At 68.4% G+C, this 26,206-nt stretch carries 24 protein-coding genes; 12 read left to right on the forward strand and 12 right to left on the reverse strand.

Annotation, left to right across the window (positions count from 1 at the left end; genetic code table 11):
• Positions 1 to 85: 85 nt before the first annotated feature.
• Together AB0B61_RS47360 and AB0B61_RS47365 are read left to right on the forward strand one after the other, a co-directional pair.
• The gene (locus AB0B61_RS47360; RefSeq protein WP_358447340.1) at positions 86 to 1,864 is read left to right on the forward strand and encodes a serine/threonine-protein kinase; all 1,779 of its coding nucleotides are present in this window, start codon (positions 86 to 88) and stop codon (positions 1,862 to 1,864) included.
• Positions 1,861 to 3,465, forward strand: a complete 1,605-nt coding sequence (locus tag AB0B61_RS47365; protein WP_358447341.1) for a serine/threonine-protein kinase — start codon at positions 1,861 to 1,863, stop codon at positions 3,463 to 3,465. Before AB0B61_RS47360 ends, AB0B61_RS47365 begins: the two co-directional genes overlap by 4 nt.
• 22 nt (positions 3,466 to 3,487) lie before the next feature.
• Here the strand turns inward: AB0B61_RS47365 and AB0B61_RS47370 are convergent, their stop codons facing one another.
• Positions 3,488 to 3,925, reverse strand: a complete 438-nt coding sequence (locus AB0B61_RS47370) for a helix-turn-helix domain-containing protein (RefSeq protein ID WP_358447343.1) — start codon at positions 3,923 to 3,925, stop codon at positions 3,488 to 3,490.
• A gap of 87 nt (positions 3,926 to 4,012) precedes the next feature.
• On the opposite strand from AB0B61_RS47370, the gene AB0B61_RS47375 reads away from it, so the two are divergent.
• Positions 4,013 to 5,200: an MFS transporter gene (locus tag AB0B61_RS47375; RefSeq protein ID WP_358447344.1), complete on the forward strand. Its 1,188-nt coding sequence runs from the start codon at positions 4,013 to 4,015 to the stop codon at positions 5,198 to 5,200.
• On the opposite strand, the gene AB0B61_RS47380 is transcribed toward AB0B61_RS47375, so the two are convergent.
• Positions 5,178 to 5,606, reverse strand: a complete 429-nt coding sequence (locus AB0B61_RS47380; protein ID WP_358447346.1) for a hypothetical protein — start codon at positions 5,604 to 5,606, stop codon at positions 5,178 to 5,180. The two genes, AB0B61_RS47375 and AB0B61_RS47380, sit on opposite strands and share 23 nt — an antisense overlap.
• 162 nt (positions 5,607 to 5,768) lie before the next feature.
• Between AB0B61_RS47380 and AB0B61_RS47385 the strand changes: the two genes are divergently transcribed.
• Genes AB0B61_RS47385 through AB0B61_RS47405 form a run of 5 tightly spaced genes read left to right on the forward strand, consistent with a single transcriptional unit; the run spans position 5,769 to position 10,643 of the window.
• Positions 5,769 to 6,641, forward strand: coding sequence for a trypsin-like peptidase domain-containing protein (locus AB0B61_RS47385; RefSeq protein WP_358447348.1), 873 nt, complete (start codon positions 5,769 to 5,771; stop codon positions 6,639 to 6,641).
• 10 nt (positions 6,642 to 6,651) lie between these two features.
• Complete coding sequence (locus AB0B61_RS47390) at positions 6,652 to 7,641, forward strand: MoxR family ATPase (RefSeq protein WP_357943390.1); 990 nt, start codon at positions 6,652 to 6,654, stop codon at positions 7,639 to 7,641.
• 3 nt (positions 7,642 to 7,644) lie between these two features.
• Positions 7,645 to 8,607 (forward strand): DUF58 domain-containing protein, encoded by a 963-nt coding sequence (locus tag AB0B61_RS47395; RefSeq protein WP_358447350.1) that lies wholly within the window; start codon positions 7,645 to 7,647, stop codon positions 8,605 to 8,607.
• A gap of 29 nt (positions 8,608 to 8,636) precedes the next feature.
• Entirely contained in the window at positions 8,637 to 9,587 is a 951-nt protein-coding gene (locus AB0B61_RS47400; protein ID WP_358447351.1) for a VWA domain-containing protein, read from the forward strand.
• A complete protein-coding gene (locus AB0B61_RS47405) occupies positions 9,588 to 10,643 on the forward strand; it encodes a VWA domain-containing protein (RefSeq protein ID WP_358447353.1) in 1,056 nt (351 codons plus the stop codon). It abuts the gene before it with no gap.
• Between the two features lie 28 nt (positions 10,644 to 10,671).
• Here the strand turns inward: AB0B61_RS47405 and AB0B61_RS47410 are convergent, their stop codons facing one another.
• Positions 10,672 to 11,715, reverse strand: coding sequence for a saccharopine dehydrogenase NADP-binding domain-containing protein (locus tag AB0B61_RS47410; protein WP_358447355.1), 1,044 nt, complete (start codon positions 11,713 to 11,715; stop codon positions 10,672 to 10,674).
• Between the two features lie 101 nt (positions 11,716 to 11,816).
• On the opposite strand from AB0B61_RS47410, the gene AB0B61_RS47415 reads away from it, so the two are divergent.
• Both AB0B61_RS47415 and AB0B61_RS47420 read left to right on the forward strand, forming a co-directional pair.
• Positions 11,817 to 12,764, forward strand: coding sequence for a helix-turn-helix domain-containing protein (locus tag AB0B61_RS47415; protein ID WP_358447356.1), 948 nt, complete (start codon positions 11,817 to 11,819; stop codon positions 12,762 to 12,764).
• 120 nt (positions 12,765 to 12,884) lie between these two features.
• The gene (locus AB0B61_RS47420; RefSeq protein ID WP_358447358.1) at positions 12,885 to 13,514 is read left to right on the forward strand and encodes a TMEM175 family protein; all 630 of its coding nucleotides are present in this window, start codon (positions 12,885 to 12,887) and stop codon (positions 13,512 to 13,514) included.
• Between the two features lie 74 nt (positions 13,515 to 13,588).
• Here AB0B61_RS47420 and AB0B61_RS47425 read toward each other — a convergent pair whose 3' ends face one another.
• The 5 genes from AB0B61_RS47425 to AB0B61_RS47445 form a co-directional block, all read right to left on the reverse strand.
• The gene (locus AB0B61_RS47425) at positions 13,589 to 15,637 is read right to left on the reverse strand and encodes a glycosyltransferase family 39 protein (RefSeq protein WP_358447360.1); all 2,049 of its coding nucleotides are present in this window, start codon (positions 15,635 to 15,637) and stop codon (positions 13,589 to 13,591) included.
• 25 nt (positions 15,638 to 15,662) lie between these two features.
• Entirely contained in the window at positions 15,663 to 16,901 is a 1,239-nt protein-coding gene (locus AB0B61_RS47430) for a bifunctional glycosyltransferase family 2/GtrA family protein (RefSeq protein ID WP_358447362.1), read from the reverse strand.
• The gene (locus AB0B61_RS47435) at positions 16,898 to 20,122 is read right to left on the reverse strand and encodes an efflux RND transporter permease subunit (protein WP_358447364.1); all 3,225 of its coding nucleotides are present in this window, start codon (positions 20,120 to 20,122) and stop codon (positions 16,898 to 16,900) included. Before AB0B61_RS47435 ends, AB0B61_RS47430 begins: the two co-directional genes overlap by 4 nt.
• Before the next feature lie 296 nt (positions 20,123 to 20,418).
• On the reverse strand, positions 20,419 to 21,090 hold the full coding sequence (locus AB0B61_RS47440) for a response regulator transcription factor (RefSeq protein ID WP_358447366.1): 672 nt from the start codon (positions 21,088 to 21,090) through the stop codon (positions 20,419 to 20,421).
• Positions 21,087 to 22,250 (reverse strand): sensor histidine kinase, encoded by a 1,164-nt coding sequence (locus AB0B61_RS47445; protein WP_358447368.1) that lies wholly within the window; start codon positions 22,248 to 22,250, stop codon positions 21,087 to 21,089. The genes AB0B61_RS47440 and AB0B61_RS47445 overlap by 4 nt, the downstream gene beginning before the upstream one ends.
• Positions 22,251 to 22,699: 449 nt before the next feature.
• On the opposite strand from AB0B61_RS47445, the gene AB0B61_RS47450 reads away from it, so the two are divergent.
• Positions 22,700 to 23,269 carry a DNA/RNA helicase domain-containing protein gene (locus AB0B61_RS47450; RefSeq protein ID WP_358447370.1) on the forward strand — a complete coding sequence of 190 codons (570 nt, stop codon included), beginning with the start codon at positions 22,700 to 22,702 and terminating at the stop codon, positions 23,267 to 23,269.
• 239 nt (positions 23,270 to 23,508) lie between these two features.
• Here AB0B61_RS47450 and AB0B61_RS47455 read toward each other — a convergent pair whose 3' ends face one another.
• Genes AB0B61_RS47455 through AB0B61_RS47465 form a run of 3 tightly spaced genes read right to left on the reverse strand, consistent with a single transcriptional unit; the run spans position 23,509 to position 25,251 of the window.
• Positions 23,509 to 23,946 carry a DUF488 domain-containing protein gene (locus tag AB0B61_RS47455; protein WP_358447372.1) on the reverse strand — a complete coding sequence of 146 codons (438 nt, stop codon included), beginning with the start codon at positions 23,944 to 23,946 and terminating at the stop codon, positions 23,509 to 23,511.
• A gap of 4 nt (positions 23,947 to 23,950) precedes the next feature.
• Complete coding sequence (locus AB0B61_RS47460; RefSeq protein WP_358447374.1) at positions 23,951 to 24,556, reverse strand: DUF488 domain-containing protein; 606 nt, start codon at positions 24,554 to 24,556, stop codon at positions 23,951 to 23,953.
• The gene (locus AB0B61_RS47465) at positions 24,553 to 25,251 is read right to left on the reverse strand and encodes a hypothetical protein (protein ID WP_358447376.1); all 699 of its coding nucleotides are present in this window, start codon (positions 25,249 to 25,251) and stop codon (positions 24,553 to 24,555) included. Before AB0B61_RS47465 ends, AB0B61_RS47460 begins: the two co-directional genes overlap by 4 nt.
• A 297-nt stretch (positions 25,252 to 25,548) precedes the next feature.
• Here AB0B61_RS47465 and AB0B61_RS47470 point away from each other — a divergent pair, with 297 nt between their 5' ends.
• Positions 25,549 to 26,004, forward strand: a complete 456-nt coding sequence (locus AB0B61_RS47470) for a helix-turn-helix domain-containing protein (RefSeq protein ID WP_358447378.1) — start codon at positions 25,549 to 25,551, stop codon at positions 26,002 to 26,004.
• 9 nt (positions 26,005 to 26,013) lie between these two features.
• On the opposite strand, the gene AB0B61_RS47475 is transcribed toward AB0B61_RS47470, so the two are convergent.
• Positions 26,014 to 26,206: hypothetical protein (locus AB0B61_RS47475; protein WP_358447379.1), on the reverse strand; the 193-nt coding region annotated here is incomplete at its 5' end.

Below are 26,206 nucleotides of genomic sequence, written 5' to 3' on the forward strand. Positions count from 1 at the left end.
CAAGCGCGGGGGGTGAGCTGGGCCTTTGTCCGCAGGACGGCGTCACTCTGGCCGGTAGGTGGAACGACCATTACCCTGTGCGGTGATGAGCGTTGAAGGGCTGCTCCCAGGCGACCCGAAGCACGTCGGGCGTTACGCGTTGACGGGGCGGCTCGGGGCTGGCGGCCAAGGCATCGTCTACCTGGCCAGCGCGCCGGACGGCGCCCAGGTGGCGTTGAAGGTGATCAACGCCGAGGTCGGCTCCGATGCCCGCCGCCTGTTCGAGCGCGAGTTCGCCATTCTGCGGCGCGTCTCCAGCTTCTGTACGGCGCAGGTCCTCGACGCCGATGTGACGGCCGACCCGCCGTACATCGTCAGCGAGTACGTCGCCGGTCAATCCCTCCACGCCTTCGTCGCCGAACACGGGCCTCTCACCGGAGCCGAGCTCGACCGGCTCGCGGTGGCGACGGCCACGGCCCTCATCGCGATTCACCGGGCGGGTATCGTCCATCGCGACTTCAAACCGCAGAACGTCCTCCTGGGGCGTGACGGCCCACGCGTCATCGACTTCGGCATCGCCCGCGTACTCCAAGACGGCGCCGCCGTCGCCAGCGCCCAAGTGGGCACTCCCCGCTACATGGCCCCCGAGCAGATCCGGGGCGAGGAGTTCGGCCCAGCCGCCGACATCTTCGCCTGGGGCGCCACCATGGTGTACGCCGCCACCGGCCGCTCCCCGTTCGAGGCCGGTTCGCTGCCCGCTGTCCTGTATCGCGTGCTCAACGAGCCACCTGACCTCGGCCCTCTGCCAGGTCACCTCCGCCCCCTGGTCGGACGTTGCCTCTCCAAGGATCCCACCGACCGTCCCACGGCAGCCGAGCTCCCGCTGTCCATCATGGATCTCGGCATCGGCCCCCAAACCCCAACCAAGCCGAGTCCTGCCGTACGAAAAACAACAAGATGGGCGCGGCGGACGATATTAGCGTCGAGCGCGATCGTCCTGGCCCTCATCCTGGCGGGCGGCGCGCTCTGGTGGGCGAGAGTAAATGAGACAACGACGGTCACGAAGCCCGCGACGACCAATGAGCCGCCGGCATATTCCCAGGTGGCGGCGGGGGCGGCACGCACGGCCTTCGAGGCCTGGTACAGCCTCGACTACACCGACTACGACGCCGCCGAGCGGCGTACGCTGGCACTGCTCTCGGGGGTGGCGGCCCAGGACTACCAGCATCTGGTCGCCAATTCCAAGAACGCGGTGGTAGCCGCGAAGGCGAAGCAGACGGCGCGGGCGACCGCCGTGGGCATCGTGTGGGCGTCGCCGGAGCGGGTGTCGGTCATCGTCACCGGGCTCAGCGCCATCACCCGCAACGCAACCCCGACGAAGTCGGAGGACCCCCTGCTGTTCGCCGAGATGGTCCCCTCAGGCGCAGGCTGGAAAATGGACTACGCGCGAACCACACCGTCCGGCTCCCCGACGCCGCCCGACGCCGCGTGGCCCACCGCGCAGGTACGGCAGATGGTCACCGACGCCGCCCACTGCCAGACCGAGGCCTTCATCAACGGACCCCGCCTGGAAGAGCGTCCGGACTTCTTCGATCGTTGCACCACGGGACGGGCCGAGCAGTGGTGGCGAGAGCTGGCCGCGGTGCCCGACGCTCAGGTTCCGGCCTGGTGGACCTGGCAGTACCGGGAGATCGGTACGGCCTTCGAACGGTTCGACGGGCCCGACGTCGCCACCTTGATCCACCTCGGCGACTCGGCCAAGGCCCCTGACCACGAGGTCGTGGCGTACCGGCTGCACCTGCGCCGCGTCGACGGGCGATGGAAGCTGGAGGACGTCACTTCGCCGAAGGACAATCGATCCATGTTCGAGCGGCGTACGAAATGAGCCCGCCCCTCCGCCCAGGCGATCCGGAACGGATCGGCCGCTACCGGGTGCTCCGCCGGCTCGGCGCGGGCGGCCAGGGCGTCGTCTTCCTCGCCACGGCGGACGACGGACGGCAGGTCGCCGTGAAAGCGCTCCCCCGAGTCTCCGACGAGGCTGCTCGCCATCGCATGGCCGCCGAGCTCGACCTGCTCCGCAGGGTCTCCGGCTTCTGTACGGCGCAGGTGCTCGACGCCGATCTGACAGCCGACCCGCCACACATCGTCACCGAGTACGTCCCCGGTCCATCTCTGGCCGAGCTCGTCCGGCACGAGGGCCCCCTGCGCGGCGGAGCGCTGGAACGGCTGGCCGTCGCCACCGCCACCGCGTTGACCGCGATCCACCGCGCGGGCGTCGCCCACCTCGACCTGTCCCCCCGCAACGTGATCATCGGCCCGGACGGCCCCCGCGTCGTCGACTTCGGCCTTGCCCGCGCCGTCGGCGGCCCCACCACGAACGCCCTCATCACCGGCACTCCCGCCTTCATCGCACCCGAGCAACTGGCCGGACATCCACCGGCTCCCAGCGCCGACGTCTTCTCATGGGCCGCGACGCTTGCCTACGCCGCGACAGGCCGTCCTCCGTTCGGTGACGACGCGGTGCCGACCGTCGTCTACCGCGTACTCCACCAGGAACCCGACCTGGGCACGGACCCCGAACCGGGCGGCTTCCTGCGCGCCATCCTCCAGACGTGCCTGGCCAAGGACCCAGCCCTCCGCCCGTCCGCCCAGGACCTCCTGTATCACCTGGTCGACCGCACCCCGCTGAAGCCTGCCGAGGTACCGGCGCCGGTCCGGGCGCGTGGCCGGCGGCGGGGATGGATCGTCGCGGTGGCGGCGGCCGTACTGTTCGCGGGCGGGCTCGGCGCGGCGATGTGGAGAGGGTGGCCCACCGACGGAGGCAGACCGGCAAGCGCGGAGACGGCGAGCCCGGCCAAGAGCGATGGCGTCCTCGCGCCGCCGCCGCTGTACGCCCTGGAGGCCGGGGCAGCGGCCCGGACCGCCTACGCGATCGTCAACAGCTACGGCTACAAGACGCTCGCCAAGGACCTCCGGGCAGTGGATGACGCGACCACCGGCCGTGCGGGCGTGGAGTACACCGGCCACCTCCAGGACCAGGCCCGGCGGATCCGCGACGAGAAGATCGTGCAGCGGGCGGTGGCATCAGAGAGCGGAATCGTCGCCGCACGCACTGATCGAGTCGTCGTACTGGTCTGGGGCCAGATCAACACGACCAAGGGTTCCACCTCCGACTACCATCTCGGCGGCGTGGTCATGGAGATGCGCAGCGTCGGAACCGTGTGGAAGCTGGACCACGTCTGGCCCCCGAACCCGCAACCGGACTCGGCCGAGATGACGACGGGGGAGTGGCCGTCCGGCCGGACGACGACGCTGCTGTCAGCCGCGTCGGGCAACGGCACGCGCGCCATCGCCCTGGAAGCGCTCACCTCGACGGGCGCCCGGGTGTTCCGCCTCGGCGCGGACGGGACCGTGAGCAGGCTCAACATGGTCCCGGACGGCAATTCCTTCCGGGTCGAGAGCAGCCGGGAGCTTGGCGCGTCCTGAGCCGGGACGTTACGCACTGCCTTTATCGCGTCTTCCGCACGTGGGTGGTGTCGGTGTCGAGGAGGGTGCCGTCGGCGCTGGTCGGCGCGATTTCCGGCACAGGGGCGCCGTGCTGGTCGACAAGGGTGGAGTGGGGCTCGCCGGGGGCGAAGGCGTGGCGTTCCCCCCACTGCCGCAAGGTGAGGATGACCGGGAAGAGGTCGCGGCCCACGTCGGTGAGCACGTATTCCTGGCGGCGGCCCGATGGCGCGGTGCGCTGAGCGAGGAGCCCGTGAGCGATGAGCTTGCGGAGGCGGTCGGTGAGGATATTGCGGGCGATGCCGGTCCGTCGCTGGAACTCGGTGAACGATCGCGCCCCGTCCATCGCGTCGCGGATGACGAGCAGGCTCCACTTGTCACCGACGAGGTCGAGCGTGCGGGCGACGGGGCACTCGGGGTCGGTCCAGTCCGTGCTCGGCACGGCACCTCCCAATCAGTTGCGAATTGAAACCATTATGCCGTACGGTCAAATTGGTTGCAATCTGCTACTGATTGGGTTTGGAGTGCGATGGACGTGTGGCGGCGATTGCTGCTCGCGGTGGTGTGTGGTGTCGCGGTGGCGAGCATCTATGCCGCGCAGCCGGTTCTGGAGCCGATGGGACGCGATCTCGGTGTGCCGGCCGAACTCTCCGGGTGGATCGTCGCGACCGGCCAGTTCGGCTATCTGGCCGGGCTGTTGCTGCTGGTGCCGCTTGGCGATGTGGTCGACAGGCGCCGGCTCATCGCCGTACACCTGGCGCTCACTGCGGTGGGCCTGATCCTGACGGCCTCGGCGTCAGCCGCATGGACGGCGTTCGTGGGGCTCGCGGTGGCTGGGGTGTTCGCGGTCGTGGTGCAGACCACGGTGGCCTACGCCGCCTCCGTCTCGCCGCCCGCCGAACGCGGACGGAACATCGGCGTCGTGACCTCGGGCGTTGTGGTCGGCATCCTGGGCGCGCGGGTCGTCACCGGCACGCTCACCGAGGTGTGGGGCTGGCGGAGCGTCTATGCCGTGCTCGCGGCGCTGTCACTCGGGCTCGCGGCCCTCGTCCTCGCGGTGCTGCCGTCAGAGGTACGCCCCAACCGACCTAGGGGGTACGGGCGGGCCGTCGTCTCACTCGCTGGACTGTTCGGGCAGCGCGTCTTCCTGACGCGCGGGCTCATCGCGTTCTTCCTGTTCGCCTCGTTCGGAACCCTGTGGAGCGGACTGTCCCTGCCGCTGGCCGACACGCCGTGGCAGCTGAGCGAGAGCCAGATCGGACTGTTCGGCATCGCCGGACTCGCCGGCGCACTCGGCGCGGCACGCGCGGGACGGTGGGCGGACGCGGGACGGGCGGCCCCGGTCACCGCTCTCGCGCTCACCCTGCTCATCCTCTCGTGGGCAGCGATCGCGCAGCTGCCGTGGTCACTGTGGCTCCTCATCGTCGGAATCGTGGTCCTCGACTTCGCGGTCCAGGCCGTACATGTGAGCAACCAGCACCTGCTCACCGCCGCGCACCCGGAGCGCACCAGCAGCGTCATCGGCGGCTACATGGTCTTCTACTCGCTCGGCTCCGCCCTCGGCGCGGCCGCGACCACCGCCATCTTCACCGCGTACGGCTGGGCGGGCTCCAGTCTCCTCGGGGCCGGGTTCGCGGCGTGCGCGCTGGCCGTCTGGGCGACCGACAGGCGGGTACGCCTCAAACGAACAGTAGTTACGACATCAGCCACGTGGTGAGGGCGACGGCCGCCTCGCGTAGGTCGTCGTCGCGGCGCTTCTCGCTCAGCTGGTCGACGGTGAGCCGGAACTGCGGGGCGGAGACCACGAACACCTGGTTGTACAGGGACCGGCCGCCAAGGGCGATCTCGGTGCCACCGGACTGCGCTTCGACGCCGAGCGTGGTCAGTTCGGGGACCTCGACCTGAGGGAAGTCCTTGTACTTGGGTGGCGCCGACGGAAGGGCGACCGTCACCGAGGCCGCGGGGATCTTCTTTCCCCACGAGCAGGTCAGCGCGCCGCTGGCGTCGTACCGCTTGCTGAACTTCTTCCCTTTGATCAACGCGCCCATGGCCGCGACCATCCGGGGATCGTCACAGCTCTTCGGCAGCGCGAACGGCCGCGCCAATGCGGTCGTCGCGGTCAATGTGGTCGGTGCGCTCGACGCGGCCGATGAGGTCGGTGCGGAGGATCCTGAGGGAGCGGCAGGGCTGCCACCACCGCAGCCTGTGAGCAGGCCACCGAGGAGCGTCACCCCTAATAAGGCTCTGGAAGTCATCGACATGCGCCAAGTATCCAAGATCGCCGGGTGTCCAACCAGGATCGTTTCTCAGGGAGTTCTAAGGCGGGCTTTATAGCTCTTTCGACTTATTTTTATGAATATGGGGTGATGGAGCGCGCGCCGCAGGAGGCTGATGCGGCCGAGGCTCGGGGAGCCGTGGCCGGGAAGGCCCGGCGGTTCGTCGTCGCCGGCGGCGCGCTTGTCGTCGTGGCGCTGCTGGCGTACTGGCTGGGCAGCAGCGGTGGGAGCAGCGCAAGGCCCGCGCCGAGCCCCACGCCGACACCCAGTGTGACGCTCGCGGCATCCGAGGTCTTCAAGAAGGTCGGGCCGTCGGTGGCGGTCATCGAGACCGGGAAGTCGCTCGGAACCGGGGTGATCGCGGCCGAGGACGGGACGATTCTGACGGCGTACCACGTCGTCAGAGGCAGTAAAAAGGGCAAAGGCGCTGAGGACATCACCGTGATGTTCGCTGACGGCACCAAGACAAAGGCATCTGTCGTGTCGTCGAACCCCAAGCGCGACGTCGCGACCCTCAAGCCCGCGAAACTGCCGGAGATCGTCGTCCCGGCGACGCTTGGCGGCGCCGTGGCCGTGGGCGCGCCTGTCACGGCGATCGGCAATCCGCTGGGCCTGACCTACAGCGTCTCCACCGGCGTCGTGTCGGGCCTGAACCGGAGCGCTGAAGACGGCGACCTGAGCGGGCTCATCCAGTTCGACGCCTCCGTGAACCCGGGCAGCTCCGGCGGCCCTCTCCTGGACGCTCGCGGCCTGGTCATCGGGATCGTGGTCTCGATGGCCGACCCGGGAGGCGACGAGGCGTTCGCCGGGATCGCGTTCGCGGTGCCGATCGGCGTGGCTCTGGGCAGCGAAGGCGACGGTCCGGGCGGGCCGCAGATCTAGAAGGAAGACCATGACCTCGACCAAGTCCCCCGAGTCGGCCCATCCGCTCGAACAGGTGCTGTTCGAGGTCAAACGTACGATCGTCGGGCAGGACGTCCTGCTGGAGCGCATGGCCGTCGCGCTGATCGCCGACGGGCACCTGCTCGTCGAGGGTGTGCCGGGCCTGGCCAAGACGCTCGCGGTGCGGTCGCTGGCCGCCGCGATCGCCGGGAGTTTCCAGCGCGTCCAGTTCACTCCTGACCTGGTGCCCGCCGACCTCGTGGGTACGCGGGTCTACCATCAGCACTCCGGGGAGTTCCGTACCGAACTCGGCCCGGTGTTCGCGAACCTGCTGCTGGCCGACGAGATCAACCGCGCCCCCGCCAAGGTGCAGAGCGCCCTGCTGGAAGTGATGCAGGAGCATCAGGTGACGATCGGCCGTGAGACGTTCCAGGTGCCGGAGCCGTTCCTGGTCATGGCGACGGAGAACCCGATCGAGTCGGAGGGCACCTACCCGCTGCCCGAAGCGCAGGTCGACCGTTTCATGATGAAAGTGGTCGTCGACTATCCGACGCAGGCCGAAGAGCAGGCGATTGTCGCACGGGCGCTGCGTCCGCCGGAGCCGCCACAGCCGATGGTGACGGCCGAGGACCTGGTCGCGATGCGGGCTCGCGCTCAGGAGGTGTACGTCGATCCGGCGATCGTCGACTACGCGGTACGGCTGGTCTCCGTGACACGCTCCCCTGCAATGGCCGGACTCGGCGAGCTGGAACGGTACGTCACCTACGGGGCGAGCCCGCGCGCGTCCATCGCGCTCGTCACGGGCGCTCGGGCGCTGGCGTTCCTGCGCGGTCGCGAGTACGTCCTGCCGCACGACCTGTCCGAACTCGCCCTCGACGTGCTGCGTCACCGCCTCGTGCTGTCGTACGAGGCGCTGGCGGACGATGTCGACGCCGACACGATCATCACCAGGGTGCTCGGGGCTGTTCGGGCGCCCGACGTCGTCCTGCAGAAGCGCTGAACCATGGCCACCGCCCCCGAGAAGCTCCTGCTCCGCCTGGAGTGGAAGGTCGTCCGTCGGCTGGACGGCCGGCTCCAGGGCGCCCATCGCACGGTGCACCGCGGCTCCGGGATCGACTTCACCGGGTTACGTGCGTACGGCGACGGCGACGACGCCCGGCATATCGACTGGAATGTCACTGCACGGCTGGACGAGCCGCACCTGCGGGTGTTCACCGAGGACCGCGAGCTGACGGTGTGGCTCGTGCTCGACCGGTCGGCGTCGATGGCGGCCGGTCGGCCGGGGCGTGGCAAGCACGATGTGCTCGCCGAGCTCGCGCTGGTCCTCGCCCGGCTGTTCGGGCGGGGTGGCAACCGCGTCGGTGCCCTGCTGTTCGACACCGGGATGCTGCGCGTCGTGCCGCCCGGCACGTCGCGGCGGCACGCGCTGCGGATCGGCGCCGAGCTGGAACGCACCGCTGGGGTGCGCGGGGCCGAGCTGGAACACACCTCCAAGGCTCGCGGTGGCAAGCCGAGACGCGCGTCCAAACGCGCTGCTGGGGCGCGCGGTGGCGCCACCACGGACCTGGCGGAGATGCTCGATGCGGCCGGACGGCTCGCGCGCCGCCGCGCACTCATCGTCGTCCTGTCGGACTTCATCGGCGACGGCGACTGGGAGCGCTCGCTCCAGCGCCTGGCCCGGCGGCACGAGGTGGTCGCGCTGCGGATCGTGGACACGGCCGACGACGTACTGCCCGAGGCCGGGCTGATCGTGGTCGAGGACGCCGAGACCGGCGAACAACTCGTCGTCGACTCCGCCGACCCGCTGTTGCGGGTCCGCTTCCGCGCCGCCGTCGACGCCCGCGACGCCAGGCTCACGGCGGGCATGCGCCGGGCCGGGGTGCCCGTCCACCGCATCGACACCGACCGCGATCTGGCCGAGGCGCTCGTCGAGGTCGTCGCCCGAACCCGGGACCGGTCGTCATGACCGAGCCCATCAAAGGCGAAGGAGGGCTCATGACCCTGTCCTCCCCGCTGCTGCTGGCCGTCGGACTGCTCGTCACGGCGGCGCTCGCCTGGGCGGCCGTCGTCTCGGCGCGCCGCCGGACGGCCGCGCTCACCGCCGCCGGCGTCGCGGTGCCGGGCGGCCGCCGGGCGTACCTCGGCATCGGCCTGACGATCGCCGGCGTCGCCGTACTCGCGATCGCCACCGCCGGACCGGCGGCCATGGTGCCAGTTCCGCGGACCGCGGGCACTGTCATCCTCGCCATCGACGTCTCCAACAGCATGGGTGCCGACGACGTCGCGCCCACCCGGCTGGCGGCCGCGCAGCGGGCGGCCCGCGCGTTCGTGGCGGCGCAGCCCGACAGCGTCGACATCGGCGTCGTCGCGTTCGAGCGGGGCGCGCTCACCACCGCACGGCCCGACGCCGACCACTCCAGCGCGCTCAAGGCCATCGACCGGCTGAGGATCACCGGCGGCACCTCGCTGGGGACGGCCATCACAGCCTCACTGACGGCGATCACCGGCAAGCCGGTGGCCATCGGCCGCGACGGCACCGCGCCCGACATCGGTTACTGGCCGTCGGCGACGATTGTGATGTTCTCGGACGGTCAGAACCAGGGCCCGGACGTCGAACAGGCAGCCGCCGTGGCCCAGAAGGCAGGCGTACACATCCAAACGGTCGGGGTCGGCACCACCGCCGGGGCGACGGTACAGGTCGACGGCTACCACCTGCAGACCTCGCTCGAAGAGGACACCCTCACCCTGATCGCGCGGACCACCGGCGGCGCCTACCGCCCCGCCGCCGACGCCGCGCGGCTCGACGGGATCGCCGACACGATCGATCTGCGGCTCACCGTCTCCGACGAGCCGCTGCCCCTCGCCGGCGGGCTGATCGGGCTCGCCCTCGCGCTGCTCGCCGCGGGAGCCGCGCTCACCGTGCTCCGGTCTGGACGGGTGATCTGAATGTCGTTCTCATGGCCGTGGGCACTGCTGTCGGTCCTGGTCATCCCGTTGATCTTCGCCATCCGCGAGTGGGCGCGACGCCGCCGCCGGCGGGCCGTCGTGCGGGTCACCTCGATCGCGCTCGTACGGACTGCCCTGCCCGGCCGTACGCGCTGGACGCGGATGATCCCCGCGGCACTGTTCATGGCCGGGCTCGCGCTGCTCGCGGTCGGAGCCGCGCGGCCACAGGTGTCGGTGCCGGTGCCGATGAAGTCGGCGACGATCCTGCTCGCGTTCGACACCTCCGGCTCCATGTGTTCCACGGACGTCGACCCCAACCGCATCACGGCCGCGAAGAAGGCCGCCGTGGAGTTCATCGAGTCGCAGCGGGGCGGGCCGCGCATCGGCCTGGTCACCTTCGCGGGCACCGCGGGCCTGCTCGTCCCGCCCACCGACGACACCGACTCGCTGATCAAGGCGCTGGACAACCTCACCGTGTCCCGAGGTACCGCGATCGGGCAGGCCATGCTCACCTCGATCGACGCGATCGCGGAGGTCGACCCGTCGGTCGCCGCCACCGGGGCGAAACCCGTGGACGGCGGGACGGGCTACGCCGGTGCCGCGATCGTCGTGCTCACCGACGGCGCCAACACCCAGGGCGTCGAGCCGCAGATCGCCGCGCAGGAAGCGGCCGTGCGCCGCGTCCGCGTCTTCACCATCGGCTTCGGCACCACGAACCCGACCCCGATGGTGTGCGACAACACCCAGTTCGACGGCGGTTTCGGCGGCTGGGGCGGTGGCTTCGGTGGCCGCGGCGGATTCGACAGAGGCCGCAATCCCCGCACCATCGACGAGCCCGCACTCAAGCAGATAGCCCAGACCACCGGCGGCTCCTACCACCGCGCCGAGAACGCCGACCAGCTCCAAAGCGCCCTCGCCGCCCTGCCCGGCAGCTTCACCGTCATCCAGCAACGAGTGGACACAGCCGCCGCCTTTGCCGCCGGTGGCGGCATCCTCATCACCGCGGCCCTGTCCCTCTCCCTCTGGTGGAACCGCCCCCGGACCCCGACTCGCTGACGGCACCTGGGCCCGGATCCCAGCAGGGTCAGCCGCGTGTGTCGAGCGGGACGTCCAGCGAGAGGTGCGCGGACAGGGCGCGGAGGAAGTCCGGGGCGTCGAACACCGCGCCCGCGGAGACGACACCGGTGGTCTTGGTCCGGCCAGTCAGGATGCGGTCGAGGGCCTCCACCGCGAGCGGCGCGGTGATGGCGTAGATGTCCTGACCGGAGGCGACCACGCGGCGTTCCGTGCCGCCGGAGCGGACGAGGACGTCGACGACGAAGGTCTGCGCGGAGCGGCCCTGCTCGTCGACGGCGGTCGGTGCCGAGGCGTCTGGAGCGGACAGGTCCGCGGCCGCCTTGGCGGTCATGTAGGTACGCACCTCCGGGACGGCCAGGTGGCTGGGAATGGTGACGACGTCGGCCATGGTGAACTCTCCGATGACGCTCTGGGTGCCGAGCGGAGCCGGGAAGGTCCACTCCAGGGTCGGCAGAGCGTCATCGTGGTACTCCAGTTGCCCGCCGGTGTAGCGGACACGGCGGCCACCCCGTCGCTGCCCCGAGACCACGCCGGCGGCGAGCGTTCCGGCAGTAGGGTGCCAGCTGCTCAGGCCGTAGGCGACGTGTACCTCGTCCGCCGCCGTCCAGTCGCCCATCGCGGTGGTGACCAACAGGTCGCCGAGGCCGCCGTAGAAGGCCATCGCCGGGACCACCACGGCGCCCGCCTCGCGGGCACGGTCCGCGAAGCGCGCGAACGTGTCGACGTTCGCCTCGATCTCGGCCGCCACGTCGACATATGGGATGCCGGCCCGCAGCGCCGCCTCGACCAGCGGGCCGCCGGTCGTGGCGAACGGCCCGGCGCAGTTGATCACGGCGTCGGCGCCGTGCAGCGCGCGGTCGAGCGAGGCCGGATCGTCGACCGACGCCTGCCGCGTCTCAAGCCCGGGGTGGGTCTCCACCAGCGCCAGCAGCTTGTCCTGGTCGCGACCGAGGAGCAGGGGTACGTATCCGCGCTCGCGCAACTCCGCGACCACGAACCGCCCAGTGTGTCCATAAGCGCCGAACACCGCCACGTTCCGACCCGATCCCATATCTGCTCCCTCGTACTCGAAGTGATCCGCTGCGGAAATCCTGTCCCGTTTGCCCCCTTGGTGCCAGCGTCCGAAACGACATGACCCGTACAATTCCCGACATGAGTCCTTTCCCGCGCTCCGTCGCGGTCGCCGCTACCGACGGGATGCTGCACTTCGAGCTGGCCCTGGCCTACGAGGTCTTCGGCTCCGCCCCGGACGCCGTGCCAGGCCCCTGGTACGACGTCCGGGTGTGCGGCACGCACGCCGTCCGGGTCGGCCGGTTCTCGGTGGAGCCGGACTGCGGGCTCGACCGGCTGGCGCACGCCGACACCGTGATCGTCCCCGCCTTGGCGAACGTCGACGAGGACCCGCCGGCCGACCTGGTCGAGGCGGTACGCGCGGCTCACGAGGCGGGTGCGCGGGTGGTCTCCCTGTGTACGGGCGTGTTCGTGCTGGCCGCCGCCGGCCTGCTGGACGGGCTGCGCGCGACCACGCACTGGGCCCACACCGACGTACTGGCGGCCCGCTATCCCCGGGTGGAGGTCGACCCGGACGTGCTCTACGTCGACAACGGCAGCGTGCTCACGTCCGCGGGCAAGGCCGCGGCGATGGACCTGTGCCTGCATCTGGTCCGCCGCGACCACGGCTCGGTGATCGCCAACGTGGTCGCCCGCCGCCTGGTCGTGCCGCCCCACCGGGCCGGTGGCCAGGCCCAGTTCGTCACCACACCCGTGCCCGACCAGGACGGCCATCCCCTGGCCGAGCTGCTCACCTGGGTCATGCAGCGGCTGGACCAGCCCCTCACCGTGGAGGACCTGGCTCGCCAGGCGAACATGAGCTCGCGCCACCTGGCCCGCCACTTCCGCTCAGTGACCGGAACCACTCCGCTGCAGTGGCTGCTGACGCAGCGGATCCGCCGCGCGCAGGAGCTGCTGGAGATCACGGACGACAGCGTCGACACCATCGCCTCGGCGGCGGGCATGGGCACGGCGACGACACTGCGCCGCCACTTCCACCGCGCGATCGGCGTACCGCCGGATGCCTACCGCCGCACGTTCCGGGCGTGAGGTCTGGTCGAGGTCATTGATGTCCTTGAGAAGCAGTTGCCGGCTCCACGGGGTCTCGGCCCGCGGAGCCTTCCCCATGACCCTGGACCTCATCAGCGTGAACTTGGTCCTCTCGCTACTATGCCCGGCGTGAGCGATGACTCTTCTGCAATGAGCACCGGGCGCCTGGAGGCGTTCAGCGACGGCGTGTTCGCCATCGCGATCACCTTGCTGGTGCTCGAGATCCGCCTGCCCGAAGGCTGGGAAGAGGACCTCGGGGGCGCGCTGATAGGCCTGTGGCCGTCCTACCTCGCCTACGTGGTGACGTTCCTGCTGGTGGGGATGATCTGGATGAACCACCATCGGATGTTCCACTTCATCCACAGGACTGATGGCATGTTGCTGGCCCTCAACGTGCTCCTCCTGATGGATGTCGCCTTTCTGCCGTTTCCCACGCACGTGCTAGCAGAGGCGTTGCGCTCCGAACACGGCACCCAGATGGCCGCCGTCTTCTATGGAATCGTGCTGGTGATCGGCGGCATTTTCTACAACGCCGTGTGGTGGTACTCCTCGTTAGGACACCGCCACCTCGGCGGGCACATCACCCCGGCGGAGGCCCGCTCGTTGCGATTTCGCTGGGGCATGGGGCCGGTGCTCTATCTCATCGCGACCGTCATCGGCGCGTTCAGCGCGATAGGCGCGCTCGTGTTCTACGTGTTGCTGCTCGTCTTCTACATGTTCGACATGCGCCCCAGGCGAAAGGCCATGTAGCACCACGTTTCCCCTGGTCGCCGCGCTGCGCCAGCCCGCTCACTGAGCCCTTGCTGTACGGGCGGCGCCGCGCGTCAGTGCTTCGCGGCGCAGTCGTAGAGGGTGGTGCCGCCTCCCATCATCGGACTGCTCGGTGCGGTGGGACTTCCCCCGTACGTGGCGGCGGGGACTTCTCCGCAGTTCTCTTTCAGCCATTGCGAGCGGTGCGTGCTCGCCCCGCCCATCATGGCGCCGAAGCCGCCCCAACCGGATCCCAGGACGAAGCGTAGTTGCCCCGAACTCGTCCAGTCCTTCAGCTGCTGGACGCTCGGGGCGTCGTCGATGCCGATGAAGCCGCCCATGCCGATGACGGTGGCGTCGCTGTTCAGGATGAAGGCGGAGGCGAACATGGCGCCGCCCTCAGTGGCGAGTTTGATCCGGGCGGAGCCGGACTGCTTGACGGCATAGTCCAGGATCTTGCGCTGATCGGAGGTGAGCTCGGCGCCGCCGCCGGGGAAGCCTCCGGAGAACCCGGATGGCATGCCACCATTGCCGCCGGGGGGTTGCATCCCTTGCGGCAGCTCCATGCCTTCTGGGAGCTTCATGCCTGGTGGGAGTTGCATTCCTTCCGGGAGCTCGAAGCCACCCGGAGCCGTGCCGCCTCCGCTTGCCCCGCCGCCGAAAGGCATGGTCGGCGGCCCCGCGGTGGGATTGGCGCCGCCCATCGCCGACGTGGAGCCGGGGACGCTGATCGCCCAGGCCGCAGGCCCCGAAAGCACCGCCAGGACCGCGACGCCGACGGCGGCGGGCAGCAGCTGTGGCCGCCCGGCGGGCAGCAGTCGCCGCCGACCCGACAGCAGGAGCAGGACGATCCCCGCCACCCCGGCCGCCCCCACAAGCCACGCCACCCAGCCGTTCCAGGACGGGACCCGCGCGATCACGACATAGGCCCAGGCCGTGGTCACCGCGACGGCCCCGGCTCCCAGGGGGAGTGCCCAGCGAGCCCCCGCTCGGTGGGCGCGAGCCAGCGTCGTGGCGAAGCCCGCGGTGACGGCGGCGACCGCCGGGGCCAGCTGAGTCGTGTAGTACGGGTGAAAGGTCCCCTTCTGCGTGGCGAACACTAGGCCGCAGACCACCAGCCAGGTTCCCCACAGCACCCATCCGGCCGCGGCGAGCGGCTCACCGGGCATCGTGACCCCGCGCCAGCGCAGTACGGCGACGGCCAGGGCCAGCGCCAGCGCCACCCCGCACAACGGCAACAGCCAGCTGATCTGCCCGCCGACCTGGTCGTTGAAGAGCCGTCCCAGACCGGCCGCTCCACCGAAGGAGATGCTGAAGCCGCCCTCCCCACCGAAGATCCGGCCGAGGCCGTTGTAGCCGATGACCAGGTCCCAGGCGCTGCCGTCAGTGCTGCCGCCGATGTACGGACGGCTTCCCGGCCAGAGCGCGACCATCGCGATCCACCACAGGGAGGACACCACGAGAACGACGCCGCCGATCAGCAGCTTGCCGAGCCGCCCAAGCCAGGGGCCGCGCGCCCCGACCAACCAGGCCGCCGCGAACGCCGGGATCACCATCCAGGCGGCCAGCATCTTGGTCATGAAGCCGAGGCCGATCAGGAACCCGGCCGCGCACAACCACCTCAGTCCGGAGGTTGTCCGCATGGCGCGGGTCAGCGCGTACGCCGCCGCCACCAGCGTCAGCACCAGCAGCGTGTCAGGGTTGTTGTCGCGGTTGATCGCCACCGTGATCGGGGTCAGCGTCAGAACCAGCGCGGCCAGCAGTCCCGCCGCCTCGCCTGCCCACAGGCGTACGGTCCGGTGCAGGAGGAACACCGTGGCGATGCCCTCCAGCACCTGCGGCAGGATCATCGCCCAGCCGTGCAGGCCGAAGATCTTGGTGCTGAGCACCTGCGGCCACAGCGCCGCCGGCGGCTTGTCGACGGTGATCACACCGGCTGGGTCGTACGCGCCGAACAGGAAGTTCGTCCAGCTCTGACCCATCGACTTCACGGCGGCGGAGTAGTAGCTGTTGCCCCAGCCGAGGGAGCCCAGAGCCCAGCCGTACAGCACGGCGGCCAGGATCAGGATCACCGCGAGCGCCGCCCGTCTGGGGAGCGGGCGGGGGGTGGATGGCGGAGTCATCTCGTACGTCACTCTCTGGAAAGGATCAGGGGGTGGTGCGGCGGAAGACGGCCAGCCGCAGCACCAGGAAGCGGACCACGGTGACCAGCACGGACGAGGCGGTGAGCACCAGCGTCTCGGCCGCGGCCGACGCCTCGGGCTGGACCTCGCGGAACAGCAGCACCGCGGCGGAGGTGACGACGTACCCGAGCAGGAACAGGGCACCGGCTCCCAGGTGCGCCCGGCCGGCCCCCGTACCGGACCAGCGGAAGGTGAGGCGGCGGTTGGCCTCCGTGTTGAGCACGGTGAGGACCAGCAGCGACACCAGGTTCGCGAGCACGGGCGGCCACCAGGCGCGCAGCAGCCAATAGAGCAGGGCCTGACCGGCCGTCGAGAGCACGCCGATGGCCACGAAGCAGCCGACCTCCCAGGTGATCCGGGAGCGCGCCCTGCTGGGGGCCAGTACGGCGTCGGGGTGCTCAGCGGCGGGAGCGGGGCGACTCGGCAACGGAGCCCGCGCGGCGCCCGACGCCTTCATGCGGGCCACCCGCCACAGCCCGCGCAGATCGTCCGTGGCGGTGCTGACGACGTCGACCCGCGTGTCCACATCCTCGACCCAGTCGACCGGGACCTCGTGGACGCGCAGCCCGTTGTGTTCGGCGAGCAGCAGCAGCTCGGTGTCGAAGAACCAGGCGTCGTCCTGTGTCCGTTCGAGGAGCGGGCCGAGCACATCCGTACGCGCGGCCTTGAAGCCGCACTGCGCGTCGCTGAACCGCGCTCCGTGCGTGAGCCGGATGATCGCGTTGTAGCAGCGGGAGATCAGCTCGCGGCGCGGCCCGCGCACGGTACGCGCGCCGGGAGCCAGCCTGCTGCCGATGGCGAGATCGGAGTGACCGCTGGCGAGCGGGGCGATCAGCGGCATCAGCGCGTCCAGGCGCGTGGACAGGTCGACGTCCATGTAGACGACGATGTCGGCCTCGCTCGCGCCCCACACCGTACGCAGCGCGAGCCCGCGCCCCTTCCTGTCGAGGTGGACCACGTTCGTACCGGGCAGCTCGGCGGCCAGTTCCCGGGCCACCTCCAGCGTCCGGTCAACGCTCGCGTTGTCCGCCACGGTGAGCCGCCAGGGGAACGGCATCCACTGACTGAGGTGTGCGTGAAGGGTACGCAGACATCCTGGGAGCGCCCGCTCCTCGTTGTAGACGGGGATGACAATCTCGACCGTGGGATGCGGAAGCTTCGAGGGCTGGAAATCCCGAAGGACGCCCCGGCTTGTACTGGTCATCGATGCCCTCCGGAAACAACTGCCGGCTCCCCGGGGGTCTCGGCGATGGGCGGTACGGCGGATCGCGGCGCGCGTCTGGCCCGGATCTTCTCCTTCCGGCTTTCGACCATGGTGTACAGGGTTGGGACCAGGATCAGCGTGAGCAGCGTCGAACTGATCAGGCCGCCGATGACCACGATCGCGAGCGGCTTGGAGATGAACCCGCCCCCGCCGGTGATGCCCAGAGCCATCGGCAGCAGCGCGAAGATCGTGGCCAGCGCGGTCATCAGGATGGGCCGGAGCCTGTTGCGCCCGCCCTCCACGACGGCCTCGTGCAGGGGCATCCCCTGACCGCGATATTGGTTGATCAGGTCGAGCAGCACGATGGCGTTGGTGACCACGATGCCGACCAGCATCAGCAGCCCGATCATCGCCGCCAGCCCGAGCGAGGTACCGGTGATGAGCAGCAGACCGATCGCACCCGTGGCGGCGAACGGGATCGACACCAGGAGCAGCAGCGGCTGAATGAGGCTGCGGAAGGTGGCGACCATGACGAAGAACACCAGCGCGATGGCCGCCACCAGGGCCAATCCGAGGCTGCCGAAGGCTTCGTCCTGGTCGGCGCTGGCACCGCCGACGGAGTAGGTGGCGCCGGCGGGCAGTGTCAGCTTGGCGAGCCGGCTGTCCAGGTCCGCGCTGATGGCGCCGAGGTCGGCGCCGGTGCTCTTGCCGGAGACGGTGACAGTACGCTCCCCGTCGACCCGGCTGACCGAAACGGGCCCATTGACCTGCTTGACCTCGGCGACATCGGAGAGCTCCCCCTTGCCGGGCAGGTCGAGCTTGCGCAGCTCGCCGAGCGAGACGGGCGCGTTGCCGGTGTCCACGACGACGTCAGCGGTGGTGCCGTCGAAGGTCAGCTGGGTGACGGTGCTGCCGCGGAACGCCTGGGCGACCAGCTGACCGACGGCGGCCTCGGTCAGGCCGCGCTCCGCGGCCTCCTTGCGATCGACGGTGACGTCGATGCTGGGCGCGGTCTCGGCCAGACCGCTGGTCACCTCGGTGACGCCGGGGATGGCCGACATGGCCTGCTGTACGACTTGCGCCGCGTCGCGCAACGTGTCCTGCTCACTGGCGTGGACCAGGACTTCGAGCCCGTCGCCGCCGAACCCGCCCGTCTCGCCGATGCTGATCTCTCCGGCGTCGGGCAGCTTGCCCAGCTGATCGCGCAGAGTGTTCTCCACGGCTGCGGTGTCACTGTCCTCGCGCAGGGTGAGCGAGTAGCTGGCGCGAGCCGTACCGCCACCACCACCGCCGCCTCCGGGACCGCCTCCGGCGAACCCGACGCCGCTCGCGCCACCCACGGTGACCTGGTAGGACTTGACCGCGTCGAGGCCGGTCAGGACCTTCTCGACCGCCTTGGCCTTCGTGTCGGCTGCGGCCAGGGAGGTGCCGACGGGCAGGTTCTGGGTGATGTTGACGGTGTTCTGTCCAGCATTGTCGATGAAGCTGGTCTCCAGCCTGGGGACCAGGGCGAGTGTGCCGATGAGGATCGCCAGAGCGCCGGCGACCGTCGTGAGCCGATGCCGGGTGGCGAAGCGGATCACCGGGACGTAAGCGCGCTGGAGCAGGCTGCGGCGTTCCTTCTCCTCCGCCTTGTGCCGGTCGCCGTTCTTGGGCGGCTTCAGGAACCAGTAGCTCAACACCGGTACGACCGTCAGCGACACCAGCAGGGACGCGAGCAGGGCCACCGTGACGGTGATGGAGAACGGCCCGAACAGCTCGCCCACGAACCCACCGACGAAGGCGATGGGCAGGAACACCGCGACGGTGGTGAGGGTGGAGGCGGTCACCGCGCCCGCGACCTCGCGTACACCGTTCTCGATCGCCTGCCGTTTGGGCTCGCCGTAGGAGAGGTGGCGTTTGATGTTCTCCAGGACCACGATCGAGTCGTCGACGACGCGGCCGACCGCGATGGTTAGGGCGCCGAGGGTGAGCATGTTGAGCGAGTAGTCCCAGGCCCACAGCGCGATCAACGCGATCAGCACCGACAGGGGGATGGAGACTGCGGTCACCAGCGTGGAGCGCAGCGAGAACAGGAAGACCAGGATGATCAGCACGGCCATGGCCAGGCCCAGCAGGCCCTCGGTGGTCAGGCTCTCGATCGACTTCTCCACCTCCGGGGCCTGGTCGTAGACGATGGTGAGGGCGGCGTCGGTGCCTAGGGCGGTGGCTAGGGCGGGCAGCTTGGCGCGTACGTCCTCGGAGATCGACACCGCGTTGCCGCCGGGCTTCATGGTGATGGAGATGCCCAGGCTGGGCTTGCCGTCGGTGCGGGTGAGGGTGGCCGCTTCGGCGAGTCCCAGCTTCACGGTGGCTACGTCGCCCAGGCGTACGGGCTTCGGCTTCTTGGCTTTTGCGGTGGTTGGGGTGGTCTGTGGGGAGCCCGGCCGCTGATTTTGGTTTTGGGGCTGGGCCTGGGCCTGGGGCTGGGATGCCTGGGCGGCGGGGGCGAGGTAGAGGTCCTTGAGGTCCTTGATCGACTCGAACCTGCCGCCGACCTGGACGCTCAGCGTCGTGTCCGCATGGGTCAGGGATCCGGCGGGAATCGGCTGGCCCGCGCCCTGGATGGCGGTGGAGATCGCGCTGGTGTCCAGGCCCTTCTTCTTCAGCTCATCGGTGTCGGGGGTGATGGTGATGACCTGATCCCTTGTGCCCGTGACGGAGGCTTCCTTGACCCCCTCGATGCCGGTGAGCGTCGGGACCACGTGGGTCTTCAACTGCTCGGCAAGCCGCTGCTGGGACTTGTCGGAGGCGGCGGCGAGCTGGATGACCGGCAGGTCATCGGTACTGCCCACGACCACCTTCGGCTCCACGCCGTCCGGCAGCCGGTCGGCCAGACTGCTGACCACCTGCTGGATCTTGCTCTGCGCGTCGTTGATGTCGGTGCCGAAGTCGAAGGCCACCTGGACCGTCGCGCTGGACTCCCGAGAGGTCGAGTTCACCCCGGTGACGCCGGTGACCCCGCGTACCCCCTCCTCCAGCGGCACCGTGACCCGGTCCTCGACGATCTCTGGAGCGGCGCCGGCGTATGAGGCCACGACCGATACCTGGGGGAACGACAGGGAAGGCAGGAGTTGTTGCTGCAGCGCTGGGGTGACGTAAACGCCGAACGCGAGTACCACGACCGTGATGAGCGCTATGAGCCCTCGTTGGGCAAGGCTCAATCTAGCCAGAAACGACATCTTTCCACTTCTCTTTGCATGGGGGTCAGATCGCACGGTGCGCGGGAACGGGCGAGCCGGACCACTGGGTCACCACTTCAAGCCTCGGGGCGTGGCTTTGGGCGGGCGTCCGACTGGGGGAGGGTTCTGATCTGCGGCGATCGCAGTAGACGCGGGCGCGGGCTACTGCGTCCGCGGTTCGTGGGCGATCAGCTGGTCCGCTTTTTGTGAGTCGGGGGGCGTCGTGGCCCCGACTTCGGTGTGCGGGCGATCAGGGGCTGCGGTGGCCCGCGCCTGTGGTCTCTATTTGGGGACGATCAGCGGGACTGGGGACGGACCAGACCGGTCTCGTATGCGATGATCACCAGCTGGGCTCGGTCGTGTGCCTTCAGCTTGGTCATGGCCCGGTTGACATGCGTCTTGGCGGTCACCCGGCTGATCCCCAGCAGATCGGCGATCTCGTCGTTGGTACGCCCGTGGGCCACGAGAATCATCACTTCGCGTTCGCGCTCGGTGAGCACAGCCAGATCTTCGGGCACGTGCTGAGCCGAGACCCCGCGCCCGTCCAGGAAACGGGTGATCAGACGCCGGGTCGCCAACGGCGACAGCAGCGCCTCACCTCTGGCCACCACCCTGATGGCCTCCTGCAACTCGCCGGCCTCCACACTCTTGCCGAGGAACCCGCTGGCACCCGCCTGCAGCGCGGCGAAGACATACTCGTCGATCTCGAACGTGGTCAGGACCAGCACCCGGACCCCGGCCGTGGCCTCATCGCGGGTGATCTCCCTCGTAGCGGCCAGACCATCCATTCCGGGCATGCGAACGTCCATCAGCACCACGTCGGCCATGGTCTCCCGCGCGAGCCGTACGGCGTCATGACCGTTGGCAGCCTCGCCGACCACCGTCAGGTCGGGCGCCGAGTCGATCAGCACCCGAAACCCGGCACGGACCAGCGCCTGGTCGTCGGCCAGCAGCACTTTGACGGTCATGACCTGTTCTTCCTTGAGACGGGGAGCGTGGCGTGCACCCGAAACCCACCACCGTCCACGGGCCCAGCGAGGAAGGTCCCATCGACCGACAAGGCCCGTTCCCGCATACCGATCAGCCCGTGACCGGTCCCGTTCCCGGAAGAGACCCCACCCGCATCATTCCGACCGTCGTCGGCCACGTCGACAATCATCTCGTCGGCCGCGTACTCGATCCGCACGGTCGCGGTCGCCTGCGGTGCGTGCTTGCTCACGTTGGTCAGCGCCTCCTGAACGATCCGGAACGCGGCGAGGTCCACCGGAGCGGGCAACGGCCGCGGATCGCCGTAGATGAGCCAACCCAGGCTCAGCCCGGCCGTGGTGAAGGAGTCGACCAGCTCAGGCAGCCGATCCAGCCCCGGCGCGGGCTCGGTCAGCAGCTCCTCGCGGCTACCCGGCCGCCGCAGCAGCCCCACTGTCGTCCGCAACTCATCCAGCGCCTCCTTGCCCGCTTCGCGAACATGGCCCAGCGCCGTACGGGCCTGCTCGGGTTCGGTCGCTAGCAAATGCGCGGCAACCTGCGCCTGTACGTTGATCAGCGCGATGTGATGGGCGAGAACGTCATGCAACTCCCGCGCGATGTACAGGCGTTCCTCCATCACTCGCCGTTCGGCCTCCTCCTCACGCGTCTCCTCGGCCCTGCGCGCCCGCTCCTCGATGGCGGCCACATAGGCCCGCCGGCTACGCAGCGAGTCCCCAACCGCGGTGGCCATACCGATCGACGCGATCGGCGCCAGCATCTCGGGCGTCAGCAACGCACTTCCGCCAAACACCATCCTGGCCACGGTAACCACAAGCGCGGCAAGCCCTCCGTAGGCCCACGCGTGCCGACGCGGGACTCGCGAGGCCACCGTGTACACCGCGATCGCCGACCCCAGGTTCAACGGGCTCCGCCCGCCGTCGATCACGGCGTAGGCGACGAACCCGGCGACCGTGACGGCGAGAACCGCGCGGGGCCATCGCCGCCGGAAGACCAGAGCACCGCAGACGACCGAAGCCAGCACGATGCCGTAAGCAGTGAGGGGCTGCATTTGGCCGCGCCACTCCGCACCCGGCGGCGGGGGCGCGCCCGGCGCCAGCAGGGTCATCGCATACACGCACACGGCCAGGATCGTGTCGGCCACATAGGGTCGGGAAAGGAGCTCCCGTCGCAGCCAGGTCACGGTACGCACCTCTAAACATTAGGTCTGACCTGGGCGAATTCCCTCATCCCGTGGTACCCATCGGCTCTACTGCGACCGCAGTACGCCCGGGCCGGGGTCCGACGAAGGCAGCCGATCTGGGCCCGCGCCCAACATCCCGAAAGGCGAACAGACCTGGCGGAGCCAGCGCGCACCTTTCCGGTAGCCGCGGTCACGGCCCTCTTCTCCGGGCGAGTTTGAGGGGCGCCCAGGATGGTCACGGTGGGGGAGAACCCTGGCCGGGACGTCGACGCCGGGCGTGGCCGTCCCGCCAGCAACTCGGTCGCGAAGGCCCTGTTGCCCCTCGCCCGCTTTTGCGCCGCGATGTCGAGCGGTGTCTGTGCTCGGCGCCAAGCCCTCTGCGGCCACCGTGAATCGGCGAGGCTAGGACAATGTCGTCGAATCATCGCGCTATATCAAGCGATCAAGATCTCGGGTCGCATAAGGGGCACCAGGCCGACCTGGACGCGCAGTTCCGCTGCGGGGGGAGCCGTAAGTATGAGGAGTGGGTGCTGCGCCTGATGGGCCTGGACGGCAGCGCTCCGGAGGTATGGACGGGCGACGACCACTTCGCGGTTTCCCTCACCGAGTCGCCCTACGAGCTGGAGGCCCTGCTGCGGGCTCTGGGTACTCGGCGCTGGATGACGGCCGGGTTTTGCTGGCCCTGGAGCGCCCCCAAGGAAGATGACGGTTTGGTCGCTGATATGCGGGTCGGTGACTGGGCCCGGCCGTGGAACGTCAAGGGCGACAGAGTCGTGGGGAACGCTCCGGCCAGCGCCTTGTGGGCCTCGGCGCCCGGCGGGTCTGAGCAGGTGGGGTGTATCTACACCGCGCAGGGCTACGAGTGCGACTGGAACGGCGTGATCTTCGGCCCGGACCTCGTCTATCGCGACGGCAAGTTGGTCACCGTGCGATACACCACATTCACGTGGCCTGATGTGCTATCACCCGAGCCCGGCTGAGCGATCATTCGGGCTCTGTGCGTCCGTGGATGTTGTTCGCGCCCGATCGCACACCGTCGCTGACCTGCCTTGTCTGCTACCAATGGCCTTACGGGTGATTTCATGAGGTTGATCGAGGATCAGCGCGTCTGCCCGCAGCGCCGTAGCATCTCCTATCCCGCCCGCTTCGGAGAGCATAGAAACAGATACGTTGGCACGGTTCTAGCGAGCCACGAGAGGAAGCCACGGTGGAGCGCGCTTCAGCCCAGATGCTTAATCGTGACGTTGTTCCAGCGCTGTGCGAGGTACTCAGCGACTAGCCGGCGGTGACAGTGGTGCGCCTTGTCTTCGCTGCAGAGCAAAACCGCGTTATTAAGCAGCTCCTGCGGGATGGTGTCCTCGATGTGACGATGTTTCATGAGTTCCAAGAAACGGTCTTCGTAGGCAGCCCAGCTGGCGCCGTGTTTCTTGTAGTCGTCGAGCATAGGTTGTGTCGGCGCCAGATCGAGCCGGTGGGAGTAATCAACACCGCAAATCTCGTTGAGGAAGTATTTCAAGTCATCACGTTTAGCGAAACCGGCCAGTTGCGAGACGTTGTTCAGGCGAACATCGATGAGCGTTGTCACTCTAGCTTCACGCAACAGTCCGAAGAACCGCTCGGCGGTTTTCTTCGTGAAACCAATCGTATAAAGATTCATCTTCCTAGTGTCCCGTTGATGCGAAGTCCTCGTTGAAGTACGCGATCTGGCGTTCTTGACGGTTCAGAGCCTGCTCTAGGCGTTCGGAAGGCGTGTAGAGTATGTCGTCCTGGTCTAGACCAAATTTGGCCAAAAGACGCTGCATCGCCGAGGTATGGCTCTCGGCATGCCCGTCCCCATGGATGTGATCGATAGCGACCCCGTGCTCTGCAAGCACTCGCGCGATAAGGACTGTGCGGTGGCAGTCTAGTGGCTCTTGCTCGGTACACATGATGGCGATCCGCTCGGTCCGTGCGCCTTGCAGTAGGCGTTTTATGCCGCTGGCGAACTCGGAAGTCTGGGCGAGGCGCCTGTACTGTACACGCCCGTCGACGTAGCAAGTGGCGTCGTTCGTACGCGCTCCGAGTTCCTTGCCGAGGAATACGTATTTTATGCCGGCGTCGTACAAACCGCGCTTCGCGATGTCGCGGTTGAACTGGGGGGTGAACCGACTGACAGGTATTGAGCGCACATCCGCAACCGCTGTGATTCCATGCTGTCGTAGTAGGTTTAGAAAGATCGAAAAGCTGTGTGTGGAATGGCCGATTGTGAGCAGGGTGCTGGGTGTCACTTCTTGCTACCTGTTTCGATCTTCGCTCGCTCCATAATGGCTGCAACGAGCTTATAGGTATAGCCATCGAAAGGTTCGCCGAGGCTCACTGTCATGAAGGCTTCGCCTAGTTTGTATAAACCGTCCGATCTAGTGAGATATTCTCGTTCATACTCCGGATCAGTTACTCGCAGTACATATTCTAAGCCTGCGTGCCGAAACTGCGCCCTCACAACCCGCTTCTGCTCACCGGACGTTGTATTAACAGCGTGCACTCGCAGCGTCACGCGGTCGACCCGAATAAGCTTGAGCGAGTCCACTAATGTGTTCGCTTGCTGCATCAGTACGCGGTCATTGTAGCCGTGGTACGTATTGGACCCATTGATCCATAGAGTCCTGGGATGCTGTTCGAGTGTGAGCAGTTTGTCCCACCCGGCCTGGCCGATCTTCCTCCAGTAGTAGTCGAGATCGAGGCGCCAGTTCTCGCTCTGGTAGCTGTGCGCCTCAGGCTGGCGAAGCGGCACGGAGATGATATCGAGGACGCGCGGGTCTGACCCGTCTTCATATTGCCGCTCGTCCTGGGAGAGTTCGTGGGTTAGGCGAGCACTGATGGGGCGTATCCACTCTGTTTGACCACCCTCAACGATCCCCGCGACACATCGCCCCAAGAGCTTGCGGGAGTTCGCCAGACACACGAGCGTCTTGAACGTTGTCACATGCACCCTCCAGATCTGATGCATCGAACCCGTGCGAAACGGTACAGTAGCGCACCGACATAGAACAGCGGCCACCTTCCGTCCGGGCAATCGAGATCTTCGCGCAGAGAAAGGGGCGTTCCCGTCGGCATGTCGCCGCAAACGGCCCAGAGGCTGGCACTCCGACGAAGAGCCGCGATCGCAGGTACGCGATCACAGCACGGGTTGCTTCCTAGTGTCCTGCGTCCGAAATTCGACGGATAAGTCAGTATCCTGATATGCGTGGGGCATCCAGGGCCATCCGCAGTGCGGATCGTAGTGACCGAGACTGAGCGTGCGCGGCTGCATGGGTTGACGGCGGAGGCCGGTGCGGTGGCCGATCGGGCGAGGATCGTCTTGGCCTGCGCGGATTCCGGTGTCAGCAATGCGCAGGTGGCCCGAGACCTCGGCATGGCCGTGGCCACCGTCCGCCGGTGGCAGACCACCTTTGCCCGCGATGGCATGGACGCATTGTCCGACCGGCCCCGAAGCGGACGGCCGAAGGCTGAGTTGACAGTGAACGCCGACGAACGTGCGACGCTGCAAAGATGGGCGCGGCGGACGAAGTCGGCGCAGATCTTGGCGATGCGTTCGAAGATCGTGCTGGGCTGCGCGGACGGCAAGGACAACCAGCAGATCGCCGCGGAACTGCGGGTGCACCCCGACACGGTGTCCAAGTGGCGGTCTCGTCGTAGATCCACCGGGCGGCAGGCGGTGGAACAGACTGCGAAGTAAGAGTTTGGGCTATCTCCGGCGCCCGAGCTGAATCCTGCTGTCCTTGCTGGCGGGAGTCAGCCACGCGCTGTACTCAGCATATCGGCGCAGTTCATAGGCGAAATTGTTGTCCGTGGCCATGTAAAAGTCCCCACAGGTGGCCAGTTCGAGGTCACCACTGATGGCCGGTTTAGGTCCCCGCTTCTTCTCCGCGCTGTTCGCG

It is taken from the genome of Nonomuraea sp. NPDC049158 (genome assembly GCF_040648335.1).
Lineage (GTDB): Bacteria > Actinomycetota > Actinomycetes > Streptosporangiales > Streptosporangiaceae > Nonomuraea.